Source organism: Microbacterium sp. 2216-1 (genome assembly GCF_046507855.1).
Classification (GTDB): domain Bacteria; phylum Actinomycetota; class Actinomycetes; order Actinomycetales; family Microbacteriaceae; genus Microbacterium; species Microbacterium esteraromaticum_C.
The window spans coordinates 429,775-450,143 of sequence record NZ_JBKFTM010000002.1 but is presented as its reverse complement, the minus strand read 5'-3'; the positions used below and the strand labels follow the sequence as shown (position 1 = coordinate 450,143).

25 protein-coding genes are annotated in these 20,369 nt (G+C 67.4%); 9 read left to right on the top strand and 16 right to left on the bottom strand.

Annotated elements, in window-relative coordinates; translation table 11 throughout:
• Positions 1 to 218: 218 nt before the first annotated feature.
• The 3 genes from ACLD0U_RS09990 to ACLD0U_RS09980 are packed head-to-tail and all read right to left on the bottom strand — an operon-like array spanning position 219 to position 1,948.
• Positions 219 to 593: a DUF2255 family protein gene (locus ACLD0U_RS09990; RefSeq protein WP_410340541.1), complete on the bottom strand. Its 375-nt coding sequence runs from the start codon at positions 591 to 593 to the stop codon at positions 219 to 221.
• Positions 590 to 988: a cupin domain-containing protein gene (locus ACLD0U_RS09985; protein ID WP_410340540.1), complete on the bottom strand. Its 399-nt coding sequence runs from the start codon at positions 986 to 988 to the stop codon at positions 590 to 592. The genes ACLD0U_RS09990 and ACLD0U_RS09985 overlap by 4 nt, the downstream gene beginning before the upstream one ends.
• Positions 989 to 1,048: 60 nt before the next feature.
• Positions 1,049 to 1,948, bottom strand: coding sequence for a helix-turn-helix transcriptional regulator (locus tag ACLD0U_RS09980; RefSeq protein ID WP_410340539.1), 900 nt, complete (start codon positions 1,946 to 1,948; stop codon positions 1,049 to 1,051).
• A gap of 127 nt (positions 1,949 to 2,075) precedes the next feature.
• Between ACLD0U_RS09980 and ACLD0U_RS09975 the strand changes: the two genes are divergently transcribed.
• Complete coding sequence (locus tag ACLD0U_RS09975) at positions 2,076 to 3,101, top strand: zinc-dependent alcohol dehydrogenase family protein (RefSeq protein WP_410340538.1); 1,026 nt, start codon at positions 2,076 to 2,078, stop codon at positions 3,099 to 3,101.
• Positions 3,102 to 3,164: 63 nt separating this feature from the next.
• On the opposite strand, the gene ACLD0U_RS09970 is transcribed toward ACLD0U_RS09975, so the two are convergent.
• The 3 genes from ACLD0U_RS09970 to ACLD0U_RS09960 form a co-directional block, all read right to left on the bottom strand.
• A complete protein-coding gene (locus tag ACLD0U_RS09970; RefSeq protein WP_410340537.1) occupies positions 3,165 to 3,632 on the bottom strand; it encodes a VOC family protein in 468 nt (155 codons plus the stop codon).
• A 321-nt stretch (positions 3,633 to 3,953) separates the two neighbouring features.
• Positions 3,954 to 4,397, bottom strand: a complete 444-nt coding sequence (locus tag ACLD0U_RS09965; RefSeq protein ID WP_410340536.1) for a GntR family transcriptional regulator — start codon at positions 4,395 to 4,397, stop codon at positions 3,954 to 3,956.
• Positions 4,397 to 5,323 carry a hypothetical protein gene (locus ACLD0U_RS09960; RefSeq protein ID WP_410340535.1) on the bottom strand — a complete coding sequence of 309 codons (927 nt, stop codon included), beginning with the start codon at positions 5,321 to 5,323 and terminating at the stop codon, positions 4,397 to 4,399. Before ACLD0U_RS09960 ends, ACLD0U_RS09965 begins: the two co-directional genes overlap by 1 nt.
• Before the next feature lie 490 nt (positions 5,324 to 5,813).
• On the opposite strand from ACLD0U_RS09960, the gene ACLD0U_RS09955 reads away from it, so the two are divergent.
• Positions 5,814 to 6,110 (top strand): hypothetical protein, encoded by a 297-nt coding sequence (locus tag ACLD0U_RS09955; RefSeq protein WP_410340534.1) that lies wholly within the window; start codon positions 5,814 to 5,816, stop codon positions 6,108 to 6,110.
• A 16-nt stretch (positions 6,111 to 6,126) separates the two neighbouring features.
• On the opposite strand, the gene ACLD0U_RS09950 is transcribed toward ACLD0U_RS09955, so the two are convergent.
• Genes ACLD0U_RS09950 through ACLD0U_RS09940 form a run of 3 tightly spaced genes read right to left on the bottom strand, consistent with a single transcriptional unit; the run spans position 6,127 to position 8,170 of the window.
• Positions 6,127 to 6,819: a class I SAM-dependent methyltransferase gene (locus ACLD0U_RS09950; RefSeq protein ID WP_410340533.1), complete on the bottom strand. Its 693-nt coding sequence runs from the start codon at positions 6,817 to 6,819 to the stop codon at positions 6,127 to 6,129.
• Positions 6,819 to 7,511: a DUF2064 domain-containing protein gene (locus tag ACLD0U_RS09945; RefSeq protein WP_410340532.1), complete on the bottom strand. Its 693-nt coding sequence runs from the start codon at positions 7,509 to 7,511 to the stop codon at positions 6,819 to 6,821. The genes ACLD0U_RS09950 and ACLD0U_RS09945 overlap by 1 nt, the downstream gene beginning before the upstream one ends.
• Complete coding sequence (locus ACLD0U_RS09940) at positions 7,508 to 8,170, bottom strand: glycosyltransferase family 2 protein (protein ID WP_410340531.1); 663 nt, start codon at positions 8,168 to 8,170, stop codon at positions 7,508 to 7,510. Before ACLD0U_RS09940 ends, ACLD0U_RS09945 begins: the two co-directional genes overlap by 4 nt.
• Positions 8,171 to 8,291: 121 nt before the next feature.
• Here ACLD0U_RS09940 and ACLD0U_RS09935 point away from each other — a divergent pair, with 121 nt between their 5' ends.
• The 3 genes from ACLD0U_RS09935 to ACLD0U_RS09925 are packed head-to-tail and all read left to right on the top strand — an operon-like array spanning position 8,292 to position 10,505.
• Positions 8,292 to 9,017: a response regulator transcription factor gene (locus tag ACLD0U_RS09935; protein WP_179409380.1), complete on the top strand. Its 726-nt coding sequence runs from the start codon at positions 8,292 to 8,294 to the stop codon at positions 9,015 to 9,017.
• The gene (locus ACLD0U_RS09930) at positions 9,017 to 10,147 is read left to right on the top strand and encodes a sensor histidine kinase (RefSeq protein WP_241263494.1); all 1,131 of its coding nucleotides are present in this window, start codon (positions 9,017 to 9,019) and stop codon (positions 10,145 to 10,147) included. The genes ACLD0U_RS09935 and ACLD0U_RS09930 overlap by 1 nt, the downstream gene beginning before the upstream one ends.
• A gap of 31 nt (positions 10,148 to 10,178) precedes the next feature.
• Complete coding sequence (locus ACLD0U_RS09925) at positions 10,179 to 10,505, top strand: hypothetical protein (RefSeq protein WP_206822685.1); 327 nt, start codon at positions 10,179 to 10,181, stop codon at positions 10,503 to 10,505.
• On the opposite strand, the gene ACLD0U_RS09920 is transcribed toward ACLD0U_RS09925, so the two are convergent.
• Positions 10,486 to 10,818, bottom strand: coding sequence for a hypothetical protein (locus ACLD0U_RS09920; protein ID WP_410340530.1), 333 nt, complete (start codon positions 10,816 to 10,818; stop codon positions 10,486 to 10,488). The two genes, ACLD0U_RS09925 and ACLD0U_RS09920, sit on opposite strands and share 20 nt — an antisense overlap.
• A gap of 53 nt (positions 10,819 to 10,871) precedes the next feature.
• Between ACLD0U_RS09920 and ACLD0U_RS09915 the strand changes: the two genes are divergently transcribed.
• Positions 10,872 to 11,567, top strand: coding sequence for a ribonuclease H (locus ACLD0U_RS09915; RefSeq protein WP_410340529.1), 696 nt, complete (start codon positions 10,872 to 10,874; stop codon positions 11,565 to 11,567).
• A gap of 9 nt (positions 11,568 to 11,576) precedes the next feature.
• Here ACLD0U_RS09915 and ACLD0U_RS09910 read toward each other — a convergent pair whose 3' ends face one another.
• The 4 genes from ACLD0U_RS09910 to ACLD0U_RS09895 all read right to left on the bottom strand — a co-directional run bounded on the left by ACLD0U_RS09910 (position 11,577) and on the right by ACLD0U_RS09895 (position 15,183).
• Entirely contained in the window at positions 11,577 to 12,608 is a 1,032-nt protein-coding gene (locus ACLD0U_RS09910) for a mechanosensitive ion channel family protein (RefSeq protein ID WP_179409384.1), read from the bottom strand.
• A gap of 107 nt (positions 12,609 to 12,715) precedes the next feature.
• The gene (locus tag ACLD0U_RS09905) at positions 12,716 to 13,696 is read right to left on the bottom strand and encodes an SRPBCC family protein (RefSeq protein ID WP_410340528.1); all 981 of its coding nucleotides are present in this window, start codon (positions 13,694 to 13,696) and stop codon (positions 12,716 to 12,718) included.
• A 10-nt stretch (positions 13,697 to 13,706) separates the two neighbouring features.
• On the bottom strand, positions 13,707 to 14,102 hold the full coding sequence (locus tag ACLD0U_RS09900) for an ArsR/SmtB family transcription factor (RefSeq protein ID WP_410340527.1): 396 nt from the start codon (positions 14,100 to 14,102) through the stop codon (positions 13,707 to 13,709).
• A 139-nt stretch (positions 14,103 to 14,241) separates the two neighbouring features.
• Positions 14,242 to 15,183 (bottom strand): LysR family transcriptional regulator, encoded by a 942-nt coding sequence (locus tag ACLD0U_RS09895; RefSeq protein ID WP_410340526.1) that lies wholly within the window; start codon positions 15,181 to 15,183, stop codon positions 14,242 to 14,244.
• A 123-nt stretch (positions 15,184 to 15,306) separates the two neighbouring features.
• On the opposite strand from ACLD0U_RS09895, the gene ACLD0U_RS09890 reads away from it, so the two are divergent.
• The 3 genes from ACLD0U_RS09890 to ACLD0U_RS09880 are packed head-to-tail and all read left to right on the top strand — an operon-like array spanning position 15,307 to position 17,926.
• Positions 15,307 to 16,293 carry a DUF1852 domain-containing protein gene (locus tag ACLD0U_RS09890; protein WP_179409388.1) on the top strand — a complete coding sequence of 329 codons (987 nt, stop codon included), beginning with the start codon at positions 15,307 to 15,309 and terminating at the stop codon, positions 16,291 to 16,293.
• The gene (locus ACLD0U_RS09885) at positions 16,290 to 17,351 is read left to right on the top strand and encodes a methionine synthase (protein WP_410340525.1); all 1,062 of its coding nucleotides are present in this window, start codon (positions 16,290 to 16,292) and stop codon (positions 17,349 to 17,351) included. Before ACLD0U_RS09890 ends, ACLD0U_RS09885 begins: the two co-directional genes overlap by 4 nt.
• 2 nt (positions 17,352 to 17,353) lie before the next feature.
• Entirely contained in the window at positions 17,354 to 17,926 is a 573-nt protein-coding gene (locus ACLD0U_RS09880; RefSeq protein WP_410340524.1) for a flavin reductase family protein, read from the top strand.
• Positions 17,927 to 17,976: 50 nt separating this feature from the next.
• On the opposite strand, the gene ACLD0U_RS09875 is transcribed toward ACLD0U_RS09880, so the two are convergent.
• Both ACLD0U_RS09875 and ACLD0U_RS09870 read right to left on the bottom strand, forming a co-directional pair.
• A complete protein-coding gene (locus ACLD0U_RS09875; protein ID WP_410340548.1) occupies positions 17,977 to 19,680 on the bottom strand; it encodes an ABC1 kinase family protein in 1,704 nt (567 codons plus the stop codon).
• A gap of 20 nt (positions 19,681 to 19,700) precedes the next feature.
• Positions 19,701 to 20,270, bottom strand: coding sequence for a PadR family transcriptional regulator (locus ACLD0U_RS09870; RefSeq protein WP_206822669.1), 570 nt, complete (start codon positions 20,268 to 20,270; stop codon positions 19,701 to 19,703).
• Positions 20,271 to 20,369 lie beyond the last annotated feature (99 nt).

The window sequence follows — 20,369 nt, the reverse complement described above, 5'->3', positions numbered from 1 at the left end:
AGTTCGAAGCCAAGCTAGCCGAGCCGCTCACACTCGCGGCCTAAACCACACCTGTCACCAGTTCGTTCCTCACGCCCTCTAGATCACCTGGGAAACAACGGTCTTCAGTGGATGGAGTCCAGGCTCTCCGCAGCAGCGCTCTCACCGGGATACACCCGGTACCCAGAGAATCGGCGTGAACCTCGGTCATCACCAGCCACAACGGCGGCGCACGACGATCAGCGAGCGTCGACACGCACAGTGGCGGCGCGAACCTTCTCGGTGAGCATGGGCGGAAGATAGGGGCTACCCGCGTACTTGGCCCGATAAGCCTCGTCGACGCGCTCGTTCAGGTCGGTGTCGTCGATGGGAACGAATGTCGCGTCGTGCACCGTCCCGCCGATCGAGACGCGTCCGGCGCGCTGTGCGACGGCTGACCCGTACCAACGCGACGACGTGCCGTTGTAGGCGCGCACGTAGATGGCATCGTCGACGACCACTGCCCAGATCCACGTCAGAGTTCCCGGGGTCGTCCCGTCGCCCCGGAACGGAGCGATGTGAAAGTCGTCACTTTCGCGGATGCTACGGATGTCTTCCGGTGCCCATGCAGTCATCGGCGATACTCCTCATCCGAGACGTGCTCCAGCCAGACGGTGGTGTCAGCGGGGTTGTCGGCGGAGTCGATCATGGCAAGGTGCTCCATGTAGTCGTCGGGGGTCGCACCATGCCAGTGCTCTTCACCCGGAGGTGTGTAGATCGTCTGCCCCGGCGTCACCTCGATCACTCGGCCGTCCCTCGTTCCGATCAAGCCCACGCCGTCTGTGATGTGAAGGGTCTGCCCGAGGGCGTGCGAGTGCCACGCAGTGCGAGCGCCAGGCATGAAACGCACCTTGGCGACGACCATGCGCTGGCCTTCGGCACGGGGCGCGGCGATCATGTCGAGGTACACGTCACCCGTGAACTGCTCGGGCGGGTTCTTGACCGTGGGCTTCTTGGTGTCGATTTCCATGGGGACCTCTCTGTTGCGCTTCGGATGCGACGGACGACGGATCCGACGGACGATGCCTTGCTACCTGGCATTGTCGGATGGAGTATCCGCAGGCACCAGGTCAGTGCCGCGTGGCGCGGACCAACTTGCGAGAAGGGCGAGCCGCTCGGCGCTTGGCGACCCCGGTTCCGCGGTGTAGATCATCAGGACGTTGCCGGGCTCGGCGGTGATGGCGAGCTCTTCGTAGGCGAGGGTCAGTTCGCCGACCAGCGGATGCTGAAAACGCTTCGTTCCGGCACCGTGGCTGCGCACGTCGTGCGCGCCCCAGAGACGCCGGAACACGTCACTGCGCGTGGAGAGTTCACCGACCAGGTCTTGGATGCCCTTGTCGTGGGGGTCCCGACCGGCTTCAGCACGCATGATGGCGACGCACATCTCGGCGAAGCGATCCCAGTCGGGGTAGAAGTCGCGCGAGGCCGGATCGAGAAACTGAAAGCGTGCCAGGTTCGGAGTGCGGCCCCCGTCGCCGATGAGGGGTGAGTAGAAGGCCCTGCCGAGTTCATTGGTCGCAAGGATGTCTTGGCGGGTGTTGCGGACGAAGGCGACGCCGACTCCCACAGCATCCACCGCCCATTGAAGACTCGGGCGAAGCGGGCCGGGCTTGCTGGCGCGTCGGCGATGACGACCCGAGGCGGGGATGCCGTCGGCGGCCCTGGCGAGGTCGAGCAGATGCGCGCGTTCGGTCTCGTCAAGCTGCAGTGCTCCCGCCACGGCGTCGAGAACTGCGGCCGAAGCACCGGCGATGGCACCGCGTTCGAGCTTGGCGTAGTACTCCACGCTCACCCCGGCAAGGATGGCGACCTCAGCGCGACGTAAGCCGTCGACGCGACGGTTCGGCCCCGCCGGCAGACCGGCCTGTGCAGGAGAGACCTTCGCACGGCGCGACATCAGAAACTCCCGCACCTCTGATCGGTTATCCATACCCCGACGATACGTCCGCGCTTGCTGACGAGGGATGCCCTCTTGGTACACCTCTCATCAGGGACTCCCCCGCACGGTTCGCGGGGCGTTGACTGATGTCAACACGCCTCAGACGAAGGAGACCATCATGCGCGGAGTCGTCATGCACAGCCCGGGTGACGTTCGGGTCGAAGAACGCGAAGACCCCACGATCATCGATCAGACGGATGCCATCATCCGGCTCACCGCCACCTGCATCTGCGGGTCGGACCTGTGGCCGTACCGTGGTGTCGAGCCCGTGGATCACACCGCGATGGGGCACGAGTACGTCGGTGTCGTGGAGCAGATCGGCGACGACGTGAAGACGTTGAAGGTCGGCGACTTCGTCGTCGGCTCGTTCGTCATCTCTGACAACACGTGTGAGATCTGCCGTTCTGGCTACCCCTCAAAGTGCGTGCACGCCCAGTTCGTGTCGATGGGTATCGGCACGCAGTCCGAGCGTGCTCGCATCCCGTACGCCGACGGCACGCTCGTCGCCACCCCCGGTCAGCCGGACGCCGACCTCATTCCGTCACTACTCGCCGCTTCCGACGTGCTCGGCACGGGCTGGTTCGCCGCGGTCGCCGCCGAGGTCGGTCCTGGCAAGACCGTCGCCGTGGTCGGCGACGGTGCTGTCGGGCTCATGGGTGTTCTTGCCGCGAAGCAGCTTGGCGCGGAACGAATCATCGCGATGTCGCGGCACGCCGACCGGCAGGCACTGGCCCGCGAGTTCGGCGCCACCGACATCGTTGAAGAGCGTGGCGCAGAAGGAGCCGCGCGCATCAAGGAGCTGACCGGAGGGCTCGGCGCCCACAGCGTCATCGAGGCCGTCGGCACCGAAGAGTCGATGCTGCAGGCGATCCACGCGACCCGCGGCGGCGGACACATCGGTTTCGTCGGTGTGGCGCACGAAGGCGTCACTCTTCCCCTCGACCAGCTGTTCTTCGCTGAAGTGCACCTGCATGGTGGCCCCGCGCCCGTGCGGCGCTTCCTTCCCGAACTCATCGAGAAGATCTGGAAGCGCGAGATCAACCCCGGCAAGGTCTTCGATCTCACTCTCCCGCTCGACGACGCAGCTGAGGGCTACAAGGCCATGGATGAGCGCCGCGCCATCAAGGTGCTCCTGACCCTCTGATCGGAGACGCGATGAGTGTGCCCGAGCACCATCGTGATGGATTCCCACGCGGGCCGGCCGTGGCTATTGGATGGGTGCGCTGCTTCGGCCTTGATGGCGACCGCTGAGTGCGGCATCGAGGGTTTCTTGCGCGACCTTCATGTCTTCTGCGTACGGGGTTTGCTGCAGCCGTGCCCACATCTCGTCCTCCGCGACAAGTTCGACCTGTGTCTCTACCCACCAGATGTTGCCGAAGGGATCGCGGATCCGGGCACCCCTTTGACCGAACGCGTTGTCGCTGAGCGGCGTGACGATCGTGGCGCCGGCCCGCACCGCACGCTCGACAGCATGATCGGGGTCTGGCACCCACACACGTAGCAGCGCAGGCAGCGGGGGCCAATCGGGCTGACGATCGAACGCGAGCACGACGGTGTCGCCGACACGGATCTCACCGTGTCCGATCGCACCGTCTTCTGTCACGACGCGCGCAACCTCTACCCCACCGAACGCCTCAGCGATGAAGTCGAGCAAGGCGCCGGTGTCGTCAGTCACCACCCATGGCGCAACAGTTGTGTATCCCTCGGCCTGGTAGCTCGGCTGAATAGTCAATCTGTCCTCCGCATGTTCGTTGTGACTCGCCCCTAGGGGCCAATGCGGTCAGTTTCTGCCCTAAAGAGCGTGCCGATCTGTCTCTAGCAACCTCTGTCCGCGAGGGTTGCGCGGGCCACTTGTACAACGGCCGCTCCTCGGGCTCGCCGCAGCAGCGCTCTGGCCGGGGCACACCCGACACCAGAGAGTCGGTGACAGCCTCGATCATCACCAGCCACAGCGGCGGCTCGAACCTTCTCGGTGAGCATGGGCGGAGAACGCGGGCTACCCGTTCCTCTGGCCCGACGCGCCCTTCTCGGCGACGCGACCGCCCTCTTCCTCGCGCCCGGAGTCGTCTGCGGCGCCGACGCGGCTCTGCCAGGTCACCCGCAGCACATCGATGACGTCGCTGAGCTGCACGCCCGCTGATTCTGCCGCATCGACAAGTTCACGGATCGGACCAACAACACGGTGAGGCAACGTTGCTGCTGTCGCGGCGACACGCGTTCCGGCGGCAGTACGGGTGACGACCAGGCCTTCCTGTTCGAGCATCCGGTACGCCTTCGCGGCGGTCCCCTGCGCGACCCCGAAGTCGCGAGCCGTCTGTCTCACCGTCGGCAGCCGCTCGTCTGCACCGAGCTGCCCCGAAGCGATCATGCCTCGAAACCGACGGTAGATGTCGAGCGTCGGGCTCCCCTCGTCGGCGGATGCCTGTGGGTGGCTTGCCATCATCGCATCGCCGTCTCGTGAGCACCGGCATCGGCCCGACGTCGGATTGCGTGTCTCCCGGTGCGACGAGTGGCGCCTGCCATGACGAAGAACAAAAGCACGAAGCCCGCGATCTCGAGTACAGGCGCGAGCCAGCCGGCAGCGATCGCGAACTCTGCGTACCGCCAGGTGACTTCAAACGGCTGACCGTGATCCTCAGCTGCGATAGTCAACTGAGAAACAGTGCCGGCCTGGGCAATGAACTGCCATGCGCCAGCGAGAGCGATCAGCGTCGTAGCGCAGGCAACGCGAACTGTACTGGCAGCGATCTCGCGACGGAACCGCTTCTCATCGGTCACAGTCTCTGAGCAGATGTACGGGCGCGACGCGTTGAAGTGAAGCACCGACCACGTCACCACTGAGAGCGCGCCAAGGCAGACAAGCACGGGCAGCCCATACGCCCAGCCATAGAACCACACACGGACCGGGTCGACGTCGGCCTCATTCGGAACCGGGATCGCGAGCCAGATGTACCGTCCGCGCGTATCTGGCGAGGACACCACACCTGCACAGACCGTTGTGACCAGTAGCGCCACGAACGAGATACACGTTGCGGCGATCCCCCACCGCGGGCCGAACGTCGTCCAGGTGCGACGCGCAACGCTTGCGCCTGGTGCTCTTGGCTGGGTCGTCCCCCGTACGAGAACGTTCATGACGACGACGAAGAGCCCGAGCGATGCACCAGCCAAGGGAAGCGCGTAGCGCCACCACGACACCACGTCGGCGAGGTCCACGACGTACCCGCGCACAACGTTCTCAAGCGCGAACAAGGCGATGACTGCAGCCGCCGTGATTCCAAGCGCGCTTCGCTCTGGCGCGTATCGTCGGGTGGCAACATCCCCGGCGACTGCTTCGAGGGGCCGCATCCGCGCGACGATTGCCAGCAAGCCCACACTCACCAGCAGGGCGACAAACAGCGAGACGAACGGCGTCGAGAACGCGGCGCCCAGCGTCTCAGTAACACCGGTGGCAAGACTGCGTGATGTTGGCATTGCTCCCCCTAGACGAGTTGTGCCACATTTCTATCACAAGTTGTGTCACCCTCAAAGCACAAAGCGTGTTTCTTTGGTCGAAGGTCCACTCACATCGGGAAGATCACCGTCGACCTGCTAAAGAAAGCAACACGCACCTGCGAGGCTCAGACGATGGCATCCCCTTTCCACCTCGCACCGGAGAGGACGTAGCGAAGTGACCTCCTGGCGCACGTCTGTCGCCGATCGCTGGCGACGATTCCGAACACGGTTCCCCACGGCCGCAGGGTTCTCGGCCGCGCTGGGCCTTGTACCTCCGGCACTGTTCTCCCTCGCTTCGCAGGCCCCGACCGATCCGCTAAGCGCACTTCAACTCACCGCTGTCTGGGCTCTGACGGCAGGAACCGTGGGAGGCACGGCGATCGCCGTGCAGCACGCATTCCGCCAGCCACGTATCGTCGCCCCGCTCTTCGCCGCAGCGATCGTGCTACTCGGCGGTGCCTCACTCTGGACAGTGCTCGGTGTGGTCGCGCCCGGGTCGCACGCACTGTATGCCATTGCGGTGATGGCACCGTTCGTGCTCGCGTTCAGCTTTATCGTGACGTTGGCCGCTGTGCTGATTCCCGCACGTCACCGACGACGGGTAGGGGTCGGGGCCATCATCATCAGTGCCGCCCTCGCGGTGCTGAGCGTTCTCCTGTAGTTGCACCGCCGAACCCTCACCTCCGCAGGTGCGCGAACACGCGTCCGGCATCCGCCCACACCTCGACGCAACGCAGGCCGGCACGCCGGGCGTAGCCGGGCAGTGGACGACGCCCGACCTCGTGCCAGCGGAACGGCGCGCTGGTTCTGCCGTCGGTGTCGACCAGCCGCGCCGCGAACCCCCGGTCGCGGCGGCTATCGGCGTGCAGTTCGGCCAGCACCGAGCCACCCGGAGCGAGTAGTTCGGCGCAGCGGGCGAGCAATGCCACGGGATCGCCGCCGATTCCGAGGTTGCCGTCGATCAGCAGCACGGTGTCCCACTCGCCCTCGCGGGGAACGGGGTCGAACACCGAGCGCCGCAGTGCGGGCAACCCCTGCGCTGTCGCGTGTTCGACGGCCGCCGCCGACACATCAAGACCCAGACTCAAGTGTCCCGCGACGATCGACGCGCGCATCATCCGTCCCGGCCCGCACCCGACATCGAGCACCGTTCCGTGCGCCCGCGCGATCACCGCGCCATCCGCATGGTCGGCCGCCGAGAGAAACCGCCCGAGCTCGACCGGGCGCCCACCGTCCGCGGCACCGTGCTCAATGATCTGCAGCATCCCTCCCCCACCTCGCAACGCGAGCTCGTACGGGGCGTCTCCCCCGGCGCCATAGTGGGCGTCGACCACCGTCTGCTCATCGACCGGAGCGACCACGCGGCGCATCACGCGACCTCCGCCCCACGTCGCGCGACGAGACCCCCGCGCGGCACCACGACACCGTCGAGCGCGCCATCCCGACGCAACTCCCGCAGCACCGAAGCGACGCGGCCCGCCGGATCGACGTCGCGCGCGACCACCCGCAGCGACGCAATGTCATCAATGTCGCTCAGCTCGGGCACATCACGCACCCGCAGTCCCGCCCGCACCAGCCGATCACGCGTGTTGCGCCCCGTATCGCTACGCGACATCGGCACGCCGCGCACCAGATCCCCCCGGCTCCTGCCGGGCAGTTCCGACAGCCCCAGCAACCAGAAGCCCCCATCCGCGGCGGGCCCGAACCAGGCATCCACGTCGCGCGGCCACTCCGCGGCCAGGCGCTGCAGCAACACCGGATCGACCTGCGGGGTGTCCATGCCAATCAACAGCACCGGCCCACGCACCTGATCGAGCACGGCTCCGATCCGCTCGTCAAGATCGCCCGGCACCTGCGGCACCTGAGCGAATCCCGCGATCGGGGGCAAACTGCCCTGCAGGCACAGCACCCGGCGCTCACCCACCACACGCGTGCGGGCGACTGTATCGTCCAGACACGCCTGCGCGAGCCGCGCAGCATCCGCCAGACTCAACGGAGGGTGCAGACGCGTCTTCACCCGCCCGGGCACGCACTCCTTCGCCATCACGATCAGAGTGGTCATGCGTACCTCCGCAGCATCGTCGTCATATCGCGCACGGCCTGAACCGTGCCGCGCACCGTGCCCGTCACCTTCGAACGCCCCACCCGCGGCAGGTACGGCACCGGCACCTCATCGATGCGCCAGCCCGCGCGTTGCGCCCGCAACAGCAGCTCGAGCGGATACCCGCTACGCCGATCACGCAGATCGAGTCCGATCAGGTCGGTCCGGCGCCCGGCCCGCATCGGCCCCAGGTCATGCACGTCGACGCCCATCCGTCGCCGCACCCACCACAGCAGCGCCGCATTCGCGAACCGCGCGTGGGGCGGCCACGCCCCCGGCCGCGCCGGAACCCGCCGCGCGAACACCAGGTCAGAATCCCCCGACCGCACCGGTCCCACCACAGCCGCCAGTTGTGCCAGGTCGAACGAGCCATCGGCATCGCTGAATGCCACGATCGGCGCGGTGGCCGCCATCAGTCCGGCATGCACGGCCGCGCCGTACCCCCGTTGCGCCGCATGCACGACCGTCGCACCGTGCTGCTCCGCCACCGCGGCCGACCCGTCGGTCGAACCGTTGTCGACGACGATGGCGCGCCACCCGGCGGGAAGTCCCGCCAGCACACCTGGCAGCGCCTCGGCCTCATCGAGACACGGGAGCACGACATCGACGGCGATTTCCATGTTCTGACCGTAGAAAGTTGCACCCCGGCGTGGTTGCTCCATTCCTTACGAAGTGAAGAAGGGTCGCTGCGCGGGGCGCGGATGCCCTCCCCCGGCGCCCTCGGCGGCCTACTCTGAGGGCATGTCCCTCCCGTCCAATGGTGAACAGGGCGTCGATCTCACCGACCGGCGCGTTCTCGTCGTGGAGGACGACGCCACCGTCGCCGAAGTGGCCGTGACCTACCTGCGCACCGCCGGACTGCTCGCCGATGTGGCATCCGACAGCTTCTCGGCACTCGCGGCCGTCGAGCGCACCCCACCCGACCTGATCGTGCTCGATCGGATGCTACCGGGCATCGACGGCGCCGAGGTGTGCCGGCGCATCCGCGCCACCTCTGCGGTGCCGATCATCATGCTCACCGCACTGGGATCGACCGAAGACCGCATCGCCGGACTCGAAGCCGGCGCCGACGACTATCTCACCAAACCGTTCTCACCCCGTGAACTGGTGTTGCGCGTGCAATCGGTGCTGCGGCGCAGTCTCGCCCCGCACACCCCTGAGGCGCCCTTCGACATCGGCCCCTTCCACCTCGACGCCTCGGCCCGACGCGTCAGCCGCGACGGCACCGAACTGGTGCTCTCGGCGCGCGAGTTCGACCTGCTCGCCTTTCTGCTCAAGCATCCCCGGCAGACGTTCGACCGTCAGACGCTGCTGCGCAGCGTGTGGGGCTGGGAGTTCGGTGACCTCTCGACGGTGACCGTCACCACTCGCCGGCTGCGCGAGAAGATCGAGGCCGACCCGGCGCATCCGACGCTGTTGGTCACGGTCTGGGGCGTCGGCTACCGTCTGGACATCGAGGAGACCTGATGCCACTACCCGACCTTCTCGCCATCATCGGCCTCGCTCTCGGGGCCGCACTGCTCGTCGGAGCGCTCGGCTTGGGAGCCCTCCACCTCGCGCGTCGACGCGGGCTGATCGTGCAGCTGTGCGTCGTGGTTCTCGCCGAGGCCCTCACGCTTGCGGCGGGCGTGCTGGCCGTCGCCCAGGCCATGTACATCTCGGCCCACGACTTTCTCGTCGTCGTCGTGGTGACGGTGGTCTCGACACTGATGGCGGTCGCCATCGCCCTGGTACTCGGCCTGCGCCTCTCGCGCGCCGCACACACCCTGCAGACCCTGACGCATTCGGTCGGCGACGGCGAACTGGTCACCAGCGGGGCGGCGCTGGCTGCGGGCGGTGAACTGCAGCAGGTGGCCGACGAACTGGCCGCCACCAGCGCCCGACTCGCCGAGGCCCGCGCTCAAGTGCAGGCGATCGACGAGTCGCGCCGCGAACTGATGACCTGGATCTCGCACGACCTGCGCTCTCCACTCAGCGGCCTGCGCGCCATGACCGAGGCGCTCGAAGACGGCCTCGCCGACGACCCCGCGCGCTTCCACCGCCAGATGCGCCTGCAGGTCGACCACCTGACCTCGCTGGTCGACAACCTGTTCGAGCTGTCGAAGATCTCGTCGGGCACGCTCGTGCTGACGCTGGAACCGCTGTCGTTGCGCGACATCGTCAGCGATATCGCCGCCGAGCTCGGACCGGTCGCGCACGCCAAACGCATCGAGCTGGTCGAGAGCACCAGCTCTGATCATGTCGTCGTCGGCGACCCCGCCGAACTGTCTCGGGTGGTCTCGAACCTGTTGATGAACGCGATCGAGCACACCCCGCAGGGCGGGGTGATCCGCATCAGCACGGCCCGCGAGTCTGATGCAGTCACCCTCTCGGTGCACGATTCGGGCGCCGGCATCGCCGACGAAGACCTGCATCGCGTCTTCGATCCGGGCTGGCGCGGCACGCACGCGCGCACGCCACGACCGCCCGGCAGCGGACACACCGGGGCGGGTCTGGGCCTCGCGATCGCCCAAGGCATCGTCGAAGCGCACAACGGGCGCATCACGGCCCGCAACGAAGACATCGGATGCCGATTCGACGTGCACCTGCCCGCATAGACCGGCGCTGTCGGCCCGTAGGATCGTGGGCATGCCCTCTGCCGACGAGGCCACGCGCCTGCTCCGTCTCGCCCACGATGCCCGCACCCGCGGCGACGCCCTACTGCACCTGCAGGTCGACATCGCCCATCTGACCGGTCAGGCCTCGTCGTGGGGTTCGGCCGACAACCGCATGCAGCGCGACGACCACGTCGGCTACTTCCTCAGCGAGGTCGAGCGCGTCGGGTGGCGGCTGGAGCACACCGGCTACGCGTTCGTCGAGAGCGGCGCCACCACCTCGTCACGCATGTGGGGAACCGGCGAGGGCGTGGTCAACCACGGCGGCATCGAGGCGTTCTTCACCTTCCGCGCCGTCTGAGCGGCCCGACGAGCAGCACACCGATACCGGCGACGAACAGCACGACCGCCGCGATCCGCAGTGGCAGCAGGTCGGCTGTGTACCGCGAGGTGAACGAGATCAGCCCCAGAAAGAAGCCCGCGACGACCAGCACCGCTCCGGCGAGCGGCAGCAACAGCACGGGCATCCGCTGAGCCAGCGTTCCGGTCTTCGCCGGCGGGGCGGCCGCGGCCGGCTTCGACGGCCGCACGCGCCGGAACGCCCGCGCCGCGATCACCCCGATCAAGGCGATCACGATCACGATCACCACGGCCTTCAGCGCGAATCCGGACATCCCCCGACGGTACCAAGTGCGGATGCCCGCCGCGCACGCCCTACGGTTGAAGGATGACGATCACCGCCGCGGCAGACGGCTCCGCACTCGGCAACCCCGGCCCGAACGGCTGGGCCTGGTACATCGACGACGCACGATGGGCGGCGGGCGGATCGGCGCACGGCACGAATAACCAGGGCGAACTGCGCGCCGTGCTCGAACTGCTGCGCGCAACCGCCGGCACCGATGAAGCCCTCGTGATCGAGTGCGACAGCCGCTACGTGATCGACTCGGTCACCAAGTGGATGCCCGGGTGGAAGCGCCGCGGCTGGCGCAAGTCCGATGGCGGCGCGGTGCTGAACCGCGATCTGCTCGAGGGCATTGACGAGGCCATGCGCGGGCGCGACGTGACGTTCACCTGGGTGAAGGGGCACGCCGGGCATCCGCTCAACGAGGCCGCCGACGAGCGCGCCAACGCGGCGGCACGGGCCTATCAGAAGGGCGAGGAACCGCGCACGGGGCCCGGCTTCGCCGGCGCGGAACCCGAAGCGCCGGCACCCCAGCCTGTCGCGCCGCTGCCACCCGCACCGCAGTTCTCGGCGCCGCTGTGGGCTGAGACGACCGACCTGTTCTCGGGTTTCGACGAGCCCGAGGCATCCGCTCCCACGCAGCTCACCGTCTCACTGACCGCCGCCGAGCACGCCCGGCTGCGCGACCGTGCCGACGCGCAGGGCATCTCGCTCGAAGAGGCCCTGCGGCGCCTGATCTGAGAGGCGCGGTCAGCTCTCGACCGACACGCGTGTGCGCGGCAGCGCCTCGGGGTGCTCCTGCTGCAGCCAGGTCACCATCTGCTCGCGCACCTGGCAGCGCAGCACCCACTGGTCGTCGGAGTTCTTCGCCGACATCACCAGTCGCACGGTCACGTGGCCGCCCTGCGAGTCGGTGACCCAGCAGCTCGACGAGCGACGATCCCACTCCGGCAGCGACTCGATGATCTGCTCGAACTTCGCGCGCACGTCATCGATCGGCACACGCCAGTCGAGATCGAGGAACACCGTGCCGAGGATGGCATCCGACTTGCGGGTCCACGTCTCGATCGGCTTAGTCGTGAAGTAGCTGCACGGCACGACCAGGCGCCGCTCATCCCAGATGTAGACGACGACGTACGACAGGTTGATCTCACCGATCGTGCCCCACTCGCCCTCGACGACCACGACGTCGCCGACGCGGATCGTGTCGGTGAAGGCGATCTGGATGCCCGCGATGAGGTTGCCGAAGATCGACTGCGCCGCGAGGCCCGCGATGACGCTGACGATACCCGCGGATGCCAGCAGGCTGGTGCCGACCACGCGCAGCGCCGGGAAGGAGAAGAGCACCGCGCCGACGGCGATCACGCCGATGACGACGAGGGTCAGCCGGTGCAGAACGATCAGCTGAGTGCGGCGGCGGCGCAGGTCGGCGCCCGAGAAGCTGACCTGCTCGCGGGCGATCAGGCCTTCGAAGCCGAACGAGACCAGCGCGGCCAGCAGCCATCCGGCCGTGACCATCGCGGCGATGAACATCACATGCGAGGCCGACCCCCACCATTCCTGACGGCCCGGTGCGGTCACGGCGCCGGCGATCCAGATGGCCAGGACGACGCAGAACGTCACCCAGGCGCGGCGCACCCGGTGATCGAGGTCGCGCATCCACGGCACCCGGCGGCTCAGCAGCCGTGCCACGAGCCGCAGACCCAGCACGATGGCGAAGGCGACGACGAGGGCGATACCGATGGCGACGCCGGTTCCGGTCCAGGAGGTCCAATCGATCATCCGTCCACCCTAGGTGCCCCGTTCGCAACTCCGGAAATCTCGGAGATGCACACAAGAAACCGGCCAGTTCCGGGTGGAACCGGCCGGTTTCTCCGGAGTTGTGAACGTCAGGCCGCGAGCACCTCACGCTCAAGACGCGCGAACGACTCCTCCATGCCGTCGGCCATACCGGTGCCGAGGATCATGTCGCGGGTGTCCTTGTCGGGATACTCGATGAGCACCGTGATCAGCGTCGCGCCGTCCTCTTCGTAGAGGTTCAGATCGTTGAGCATCTCAGGGGCTGGCATGCCCTGCATCCGCTCGGTGGTGACCGAGCGGCGCGGCGCCTCGACCAGCAGCGTCTCGCCCTCGAATCCGAAGGGCTCACCCTCGGTGTCGCCGACGGGGGCCCACGAGTTGCGGTAGCTCTCGCCGGGGGCGTTGCCCACCACGCACTCGGTCATCTCCCACCCGTCGGGCCCGAGCATCCACTTGCGGATCAGCTCGGGTTCGGTGTGCGCACGCCAGACCAGTTCACGCGGCCCGTCGACCAGGCGGGTGATGCGCACGTGGGTGTCGTCGAGCAGCTCGACGCGCGTGCCTTTGCCCTGGGCGTACTCGCGCAGGTCTTGCAGCACCGCGTCGATCTGCGACATGGCCAGGCGCGTGCCCTCGATGGCGCCCATCTCGACGATCTGCTCGAGTGCTTCGAGCGAGTCGAAGTAAGAGGTGGTGACCATGCGCGTCGCTTCGCCGACCGATTCGAACGCGAACTCCATGCGCATCGAGGGGAAGTCGGGGTTGGGATCGCCGTTGTCGTCGCTGAAACCGTCGAGCACCTCGAACCGGTGCGGCGCCTCGATGGCGAGGAACTCCCAGTAGGCGCGTGAGCTCTCACCGCGCGGGCCGGTCATGCCGTAGTCGGCGCGCCCGCCGACCGTGTGGTCCCAGGTGTAGAAGCGGGCCGGCCACCCGGGAGGACCCCAGAACCGCTCGAGCTGGCGCGGGTCGCTGTAGGCGTCCCACACGCGCTCGATCGGCGCGGCGAACTCGGCGGTGACGGTCATCGTCAGGTTCTCTGTGTCGGTGGCGATATCGATGACAGGCATTTCACTCTCCTTATAGGGAAGGGTCTTGCTCGGTGGGATCTTGCGGCGATCGGCCGCGCGACGCAGGCGGGTGCTCGGCCGCGAACAGGTCGTCGAGTCTGGCGATGCGCGCCCGCCAGAGTTCTTCGTAGCGGGCCAGCAGAGCCCGCGCCTTCGCGATCATCTCGGGGTTGGCGCGCACGAGGCGCTCGCGTCCCTCGGCACGCTTGATGATGAGGCCCGCGGCTTCGAGCACCGAGACGTGCTTCTGCACGGCTGCGAAAGACATGTCGTAGTCGCCGGCGAGCGCCGAGACCGACTGCTCGCGTTCGACGGTGCGGCGCAGGATGTCGCGCCGCGTCGACGCCGCCAGTGCATGAAAGACACGGTCGACCTCCGCCTCACTGAGTTCTCGTTGTGCAACCATTTGGTTGTACGTTATGCCTCGAGGAGGAGCGTGTCAAGAGGTAGGCCCCCACAACTTCTCAGGACGCAGTGCATTTCTCAGGATGCTGGCGCCCTGATCTTCCTGAGAACGTGAAGGTGTCCTGGATTCGTGAACTGCCTCACCCGAGCACCTCGACACCGAACCCGGCGACGACCGCTCGCACTTCGGCGAGGTAGCGCTGCGCCAGTTCGGTGAGCGGGATCGCAGCATGGTCGATCCAACCGATCTCGATGCGTTCGTCGACGTCGAGCGGGATGGCGACGATCGCGGGGTCGAGCTCGTCGCTGATGATGCCCGTCGAGATGGTGTACCCGCCGAGACCGATCATCAGGTTGAAGATCGTCGCCCGGTCGGACACGCGGATCTCCTGCTTGCTCGACAGCGTCGAGAGGATCTCTTCGGCGAAGTAGAACGAGTTGTTCACGCCCTGATCGAACGTGAGTCGGGGGAGCTCGGCGAGGTCGTCGAGCGTGACCCGCTCTTGCGCGGCCAGAGGGTTTCCCCGCGAGATGAAGATGTGCGGCTCGGCGAGGAAGAGCGGGTGGAACACGAGCCCCGAGTCGCGCAGCAGCTTGTCGATGACGCGGCGGTTGAACTCGTTTCGGTACAGGATGCCGATCTCGCTGCGTAATGTGCGGACATCTTCGATGATGTCCCACGTGCGCGTTTCGCGCAGTGAGAACTCATACTCGGCCGCGCCGCTGGCCTTCACCATCCGCACGAACGCATCGACGGCGAACGAGTAGTGCTGGGTCGAGACGCCGAGCAGTCGCCGGGACGGCGCCCTACCGAGGTAGCGCTGCTCCAGGAGCGCCACCTGCTCGACGACCTGCCGCGCGTAGCCCAGAAACTCCGCACCATCAGGGGTTAAAGTCACGCCACGCGCGGAGCGGACGAGAAGCGCACGGCCCACGCGCGCCTCGATTTCCTTCATCGCCGCCGACATCGTGGGCTGCGCGACGAAGAGAAGATCGGCCGCGGCAGAGATCGATCCCTCCGCTGCGACGTCGATGAAATAGCGCAGCTGTTGCAGCGTGAGACCGCTCGATCCTTGTGCCATAGGCAAACTCTATGGCAACCCATACCCAAGTCGAGTTACCCGATATCCGAGTGCCTCACGCACGATGGATCAATCTTCTCCCGGAGGCCGCACCAGGCCCCCTCGACACCGGATTGGCCCCTCATGGCGGACGACTTCGCTTTCAGCATCACCACCACTCGCTTCGACGAGGACTACTCCCCCTCGCAGAGCTCGCGCGCGACGACGAACTTCGCCAACCTGGCCCGGGGCGAGCACCGTCAGGAGAACCTGCGCAATGCGCTGACCATGATCGACCGTCGTTTCAACGACCTCGCCGGCTGGGACAACCCGGACGGCGACCGCTACGCACTCGAGCTCGACATCGTCTCGGCACAGCTGGAGTTCACCGCAGCAGACGAAGACCGGGAGTTCCCGCTGCTCGAGGTGCTCGACATCTGGATCGTCGACCGGCACACCGGCGCCCGCCACCACGGCATCGTCGGCAACAACTTCTCGTCCTACGTGCGCGACTTCGACTTCAGCGTGCTGCTGCCCGCGATCAAGTCCGCCGACGCCGGCATCCCCGCCGACTTCGGAGACCTCCACGGCAAGCTGTTCGCGCACTTCCTGGCATCCGACGCCTACCGGGAGCGCTTCGAGAAGCTGCCCGTGATCTGCATCAGCGTCTCGACGAGCCGCACGTACCGCCGCACCGGCAACCACCACCCCGTTCTCGGCGTCGAGTACGAGCAGGACGACTCGTCGCTCACCGATGACTACTTCGGCAAGATGGGGCTGCGGGTGCGGTACTTCATGCCCCGTGGCAGCGTCGCACCGCTCGCCTTCTACTTCCGTGGCGACCTGCTGGGCGACTACACCGACCTGGAGCTGATCGGCACGATCAGCACCATGGAGACGTTCCAGAAGATCTACCGCCCCGAGATCTACAACGCCAACGCGGCCGCTCCGGCTGTGTACCGCCCGAGCCTGCAGCAGCAGGACTACTCGCAGACGCGGATCGCGTACGACCGGGTCGAGCGCAGCCAGCTCGCTGTCACCCAGGGCAAGTACACCGAAGAGCACTTCATCACCCCGCACAAGGACGTCCTTGAGCGGTGGGCCGCCGACTACCTCACCCCCGCCGCATGACCGGTCACGAGGCGTCGAGCGCGCACACGCTCCTGCCGACCTCCACCGTCGGCAGCCTGCCGAAACCGTCGTGGCTCGCGCAGCCCGAAACCCTCTGGTCGCCGTGGAAGCTGCAGGGCACCGAGTTGGCCGAGGGCAAGCAGGATGCTCTGCGCTCGGCCGTGCAGGAGCAGACGGCGCGCGGTATCGACATCGTGAGCGACGGCGAGCAGACCCGCCAGCACTTCGTCACGACGTTCATCGAGCACCTCAGCGGCGTCGATTTCGAGCAGCGTGAGACCGTCCGCATCCGCGACCGCTATGACGCGAGCGTGCCGACCGTCGTCGGGGCGGTCACGCGCGAGCGCCCCGTGTTCGTCGACGACGCGAAGTTCTTGCGCGCGGCGACCGACCGCCCGATCAAGTGGGCTCTGCCCGGCCCGATGACGATGGTCGACACCCTGCACGACGCGCACTACCGCAGCCGCGAGAAGCTGGCGTGGGAGTTCGCGACGATCCTCAACCAAGAGGCCAGAGAGCTTGAAGCCGCCGGCGTCGACGTCATCCAGTTCGATGAGCCCGCTTTCAATGTCTTCTTCGATGAGGTCAAGGACTGGGGTGTCGCAGCACTGGAGCGCGCGGTCGAAGGACTGCGTGCCGAGACGGTCGTGCACATCTGCTACGGCTACGGCATCACGGCCAACAACGAGTGGAAGACGACGCTCGGGTCGGAGTGGCGGCAGTACGAGGAGTCGTTCCCGTTGCTGCAGCAGTCGAGCATCGACACCATCTCGCTGGAGTCGCATCACTCTCGCGTGCCGACCGATCTGATCGAACTGCTGCGTGGCAAGAAGGTCATGCTCGGCGCGATCGACGTCGCGACCGAGCAGGTCGAGACCCCCGAAGAGGTCGCCGACACGCTGCGAAAGGCGCTCGCGTTCGTCGATGCCGACAAGCTCGTCGCGAGCACGAACTGCGGAATGGCTCCGTTGCGTCGCGATGTCGCGCTGGCGAAGCTCAGCGCGCTCAGCGCGGGCGCGAGCATCGTTCGCGAAGAACTCGCGGGCCGAGGGGTCTGACCGTGTTCCACGCGTATCCCGCCGCGGCGTGGGCCGAGGAGTCGGCGCACGGCTTCTCGGCCTCGCTCTCGGCTGACGAGTTCAAGGCACTGTTCCGCGGACACCCCGGTGGCGTCGCGGTCATCACCGCGGATGCCGGAGACGGGCCGGTCGCGCTGACCGCCACGTCGGTCGTGTCGGTCAGCGCCGAGCCGCCGCTGCTGATCTTCTCGGTCTCGGCCCTGTCGTCAGCATCCGACGTTCTCTCACGCGCGGAGAGCGTGGTCGTGCACCTGCTGGACGCGCAGGATCTCAACCTCGCCAAGCTCGGCGCGACCGGTGGCATCGATCGCTTCGCTCAGACACACCGCTGGTCTCGCCTGAGCACCGGCGAGCCGGTGTACGCCGACGTCCGCGCGTGGGTGCGGTGCGCCGTCATCAACCGCATGGATGCCGGAACCTCGACCGTCATCGCCGCTCACGCGCTCGAGTCGCACATCGAACGCGACGTCGATCCCGGTGCTCCGGGAGACGCGCTGGTCTACCACAACCGCGGGTGGCACCGGCTGAGCGCGCAGTCGCGTATCGAGGGCTGACGCGCCCTGCCCTGACGCGCCCCGGGCTGCCCCATCCCGACCCGCAGAACCTACCGCCGCCCGAACACCGCGTGCAGGAGCGGCAGCACCGAAACGCTCATGAGCGTGACCCCGAGCCAGGTGACCGGGCCGAGCAGAAGCGCGCCACCGATCAGCAGTCCACCGAACAGCACCGCCGACACGGCCCGCACCGCCACGCGGATGATCCGGTCGAGTCGGTGTTCCAGGCTGGAGATGTCGAAGGTGAGGGTGCCGGCGTCGAAGCGGTCGATGAGTCCGTCCACGCGTGCGGGCATGCGCCACAGCGCACCCATGTTCGAGGTCGACTGCGCGACGAGATCCTGCACCAGGTTTCCGCTCTCGTCGCGCAGCAGCTTGGTGGCGTACGGCTCGACGGGCTCCCAGATGTTGAACGACGCATCCAGCGCGCTGCACATGCCCGAGGTCAGCGAGACGGCGCGCATGAGCAGCAGCAGCTTCTCGGGCAGTTGCACGGGCAGGCTGCGCACGGTGTCACCGAACTCCATGCCGAACTGCCGCAGCTCTTCGGGGTCGACGTCGCGCAGCTCACTGAAGCCCATCCCTCCGAAGCGGGCGAACAGCACGGTGAGAGCACGTTCGAGCTGAACCGTGTCGGCCGACGGCAGCAGCACGCCGATCTGCTGCGCGGCGCGCACGAGTCCGCGGCTGTCGCGGGCGGCGACCGCGATCACCAGTGTGCGCAGCCCGGCGCGCAGATCGTCGGGCACCTCGGCCATCATGCCGAAGTCGATGAACGTCAGCCGCCAGCCCCGCGCACTGCCGTCGAGCGGGGTGACGAAGATGTTGCCGGGGTGCGGGTCGGCATGCACGAACGAGTGGGTGAAGACCTGATCGAGCATGACCCCGGCGAACACCTGAGCGACGTCGGCCGGGTCGATGCCGGCGGCGCGCAGCGCCACCGTGTCGTTGATCTTGATGGCCGTGACGTCTTCGAGGGTGAGCACCCGACGCGTACTGCGCTCCCAGACGATCGCGGGCGCACCGACGCGGTCATCATCGATGAAGTCCTGCGCGAAGCGCTCAGCGCTGACGGCCTCGTGCAGGTAGTCGATCTCTTCGTGGCAGGTCTGCGCGAACTCCTCGACGAGCGCGGGCGCATCGACGCGGTCCGAGACCATACGCACCCGCTGGGCCCAGCGGGCGACCCGCCGCAGCGCCGCGAGGTCGACCTCGACGATCCGGTCGATGCCGGGACGCTGCACCTTGACGATCACCGCGTCCAGACCGGTCTCGGCCGCATCCGCCGGCAGCAGGGTGGCGCGGTGCGCCTGACCCAGGGATGCCGCAGCCACGGGCATCCGATCGAACGAGGCGAACGCCCGCTCGAGCGGCATGCCGAGTTCAGTGTCGGCCACCACGCGGATCTGCTCGAACGGCACCGCGGGCACCTCGTCCTGCAATGCGGCGAGTTCGGCCGTGATCTCGGGCGGCAGCACGTCGAGCCGCGACGACATGAACTGGCCGATCTTGATCATCAGCCCGCCCAGCGCGACGGCGAGCGCGCGGAACCGGCGGGCGAGCGCCAGCATCCGATCGTCGCGCGTGCGTTCGGCGACATGCGCCATCCCCACCCGGGGCAGCACGAGTTCGAACCACCAGATCTGCACGAACGCGCGCGCCGCGAAGCGCAGGATGCGCCGGTAGCGGGCGCGTCCCGCGGCATCCCTGCCGGCGCGCGGTTCGGCGACGCGCGAGTCTCGGGCATCCGCCATCGATGCCCCCTCGTCGATCGTCACCCTTCGGCGAGAATCGCGTACAGCTTGCGGCGCGCGTCTTCGAGCACGGCGACGCCCTCGTCGACCTGTTCGGGGGTTCCGGTGCGGGCGAGCTGCGCGGTGGCGCTGGCGAGCTCCATGCCGGCCTTGGGGAGCAGCGCGAGGTGTCCGGGCGCGCGGTTGCCGGCGTTCTCCCACGGGGCGGGCTTGGCGGCGGCCTCTTCCGACTCGGCGATACCCGCTTCGGTGAGCGAGTAGGTCTTGCGGCCACCCTGCTCCTCGGCGGTGATCAGGCCCTCATCGGCGAGGAGCTGCAGCGTCGGGTAGACCGATCCGGCGCTCGGCTTCCAGGCGCCGCCCGAACGCTCGCCGATCTCGCTGATGATCTGGTAGCCGTGCATCGGCTTCTCGGCGAGCAGCGAGATGACGGCCGCACGTACGTCGCCGCGGGCCATGCGCGAGGTGCCGGGACGCTGCTCGAAGGTGCTGCGCAGCTGGTCCATCGCCTCCCACACACCCGCGAGCGGGTTTCCTGCGCCGTTGCTGGCTCCGAAGCCGAAGCCGCCGCTGGGGAATGCGTTGCTCATGATGTCCTCCTCGAATTGGACGATGGTTAACGATATGTCGCTATGAATCGTTCGGCAAGGGTGGGTCGGCCTTTTGCCGTGCGGCTCACTCGACCTACC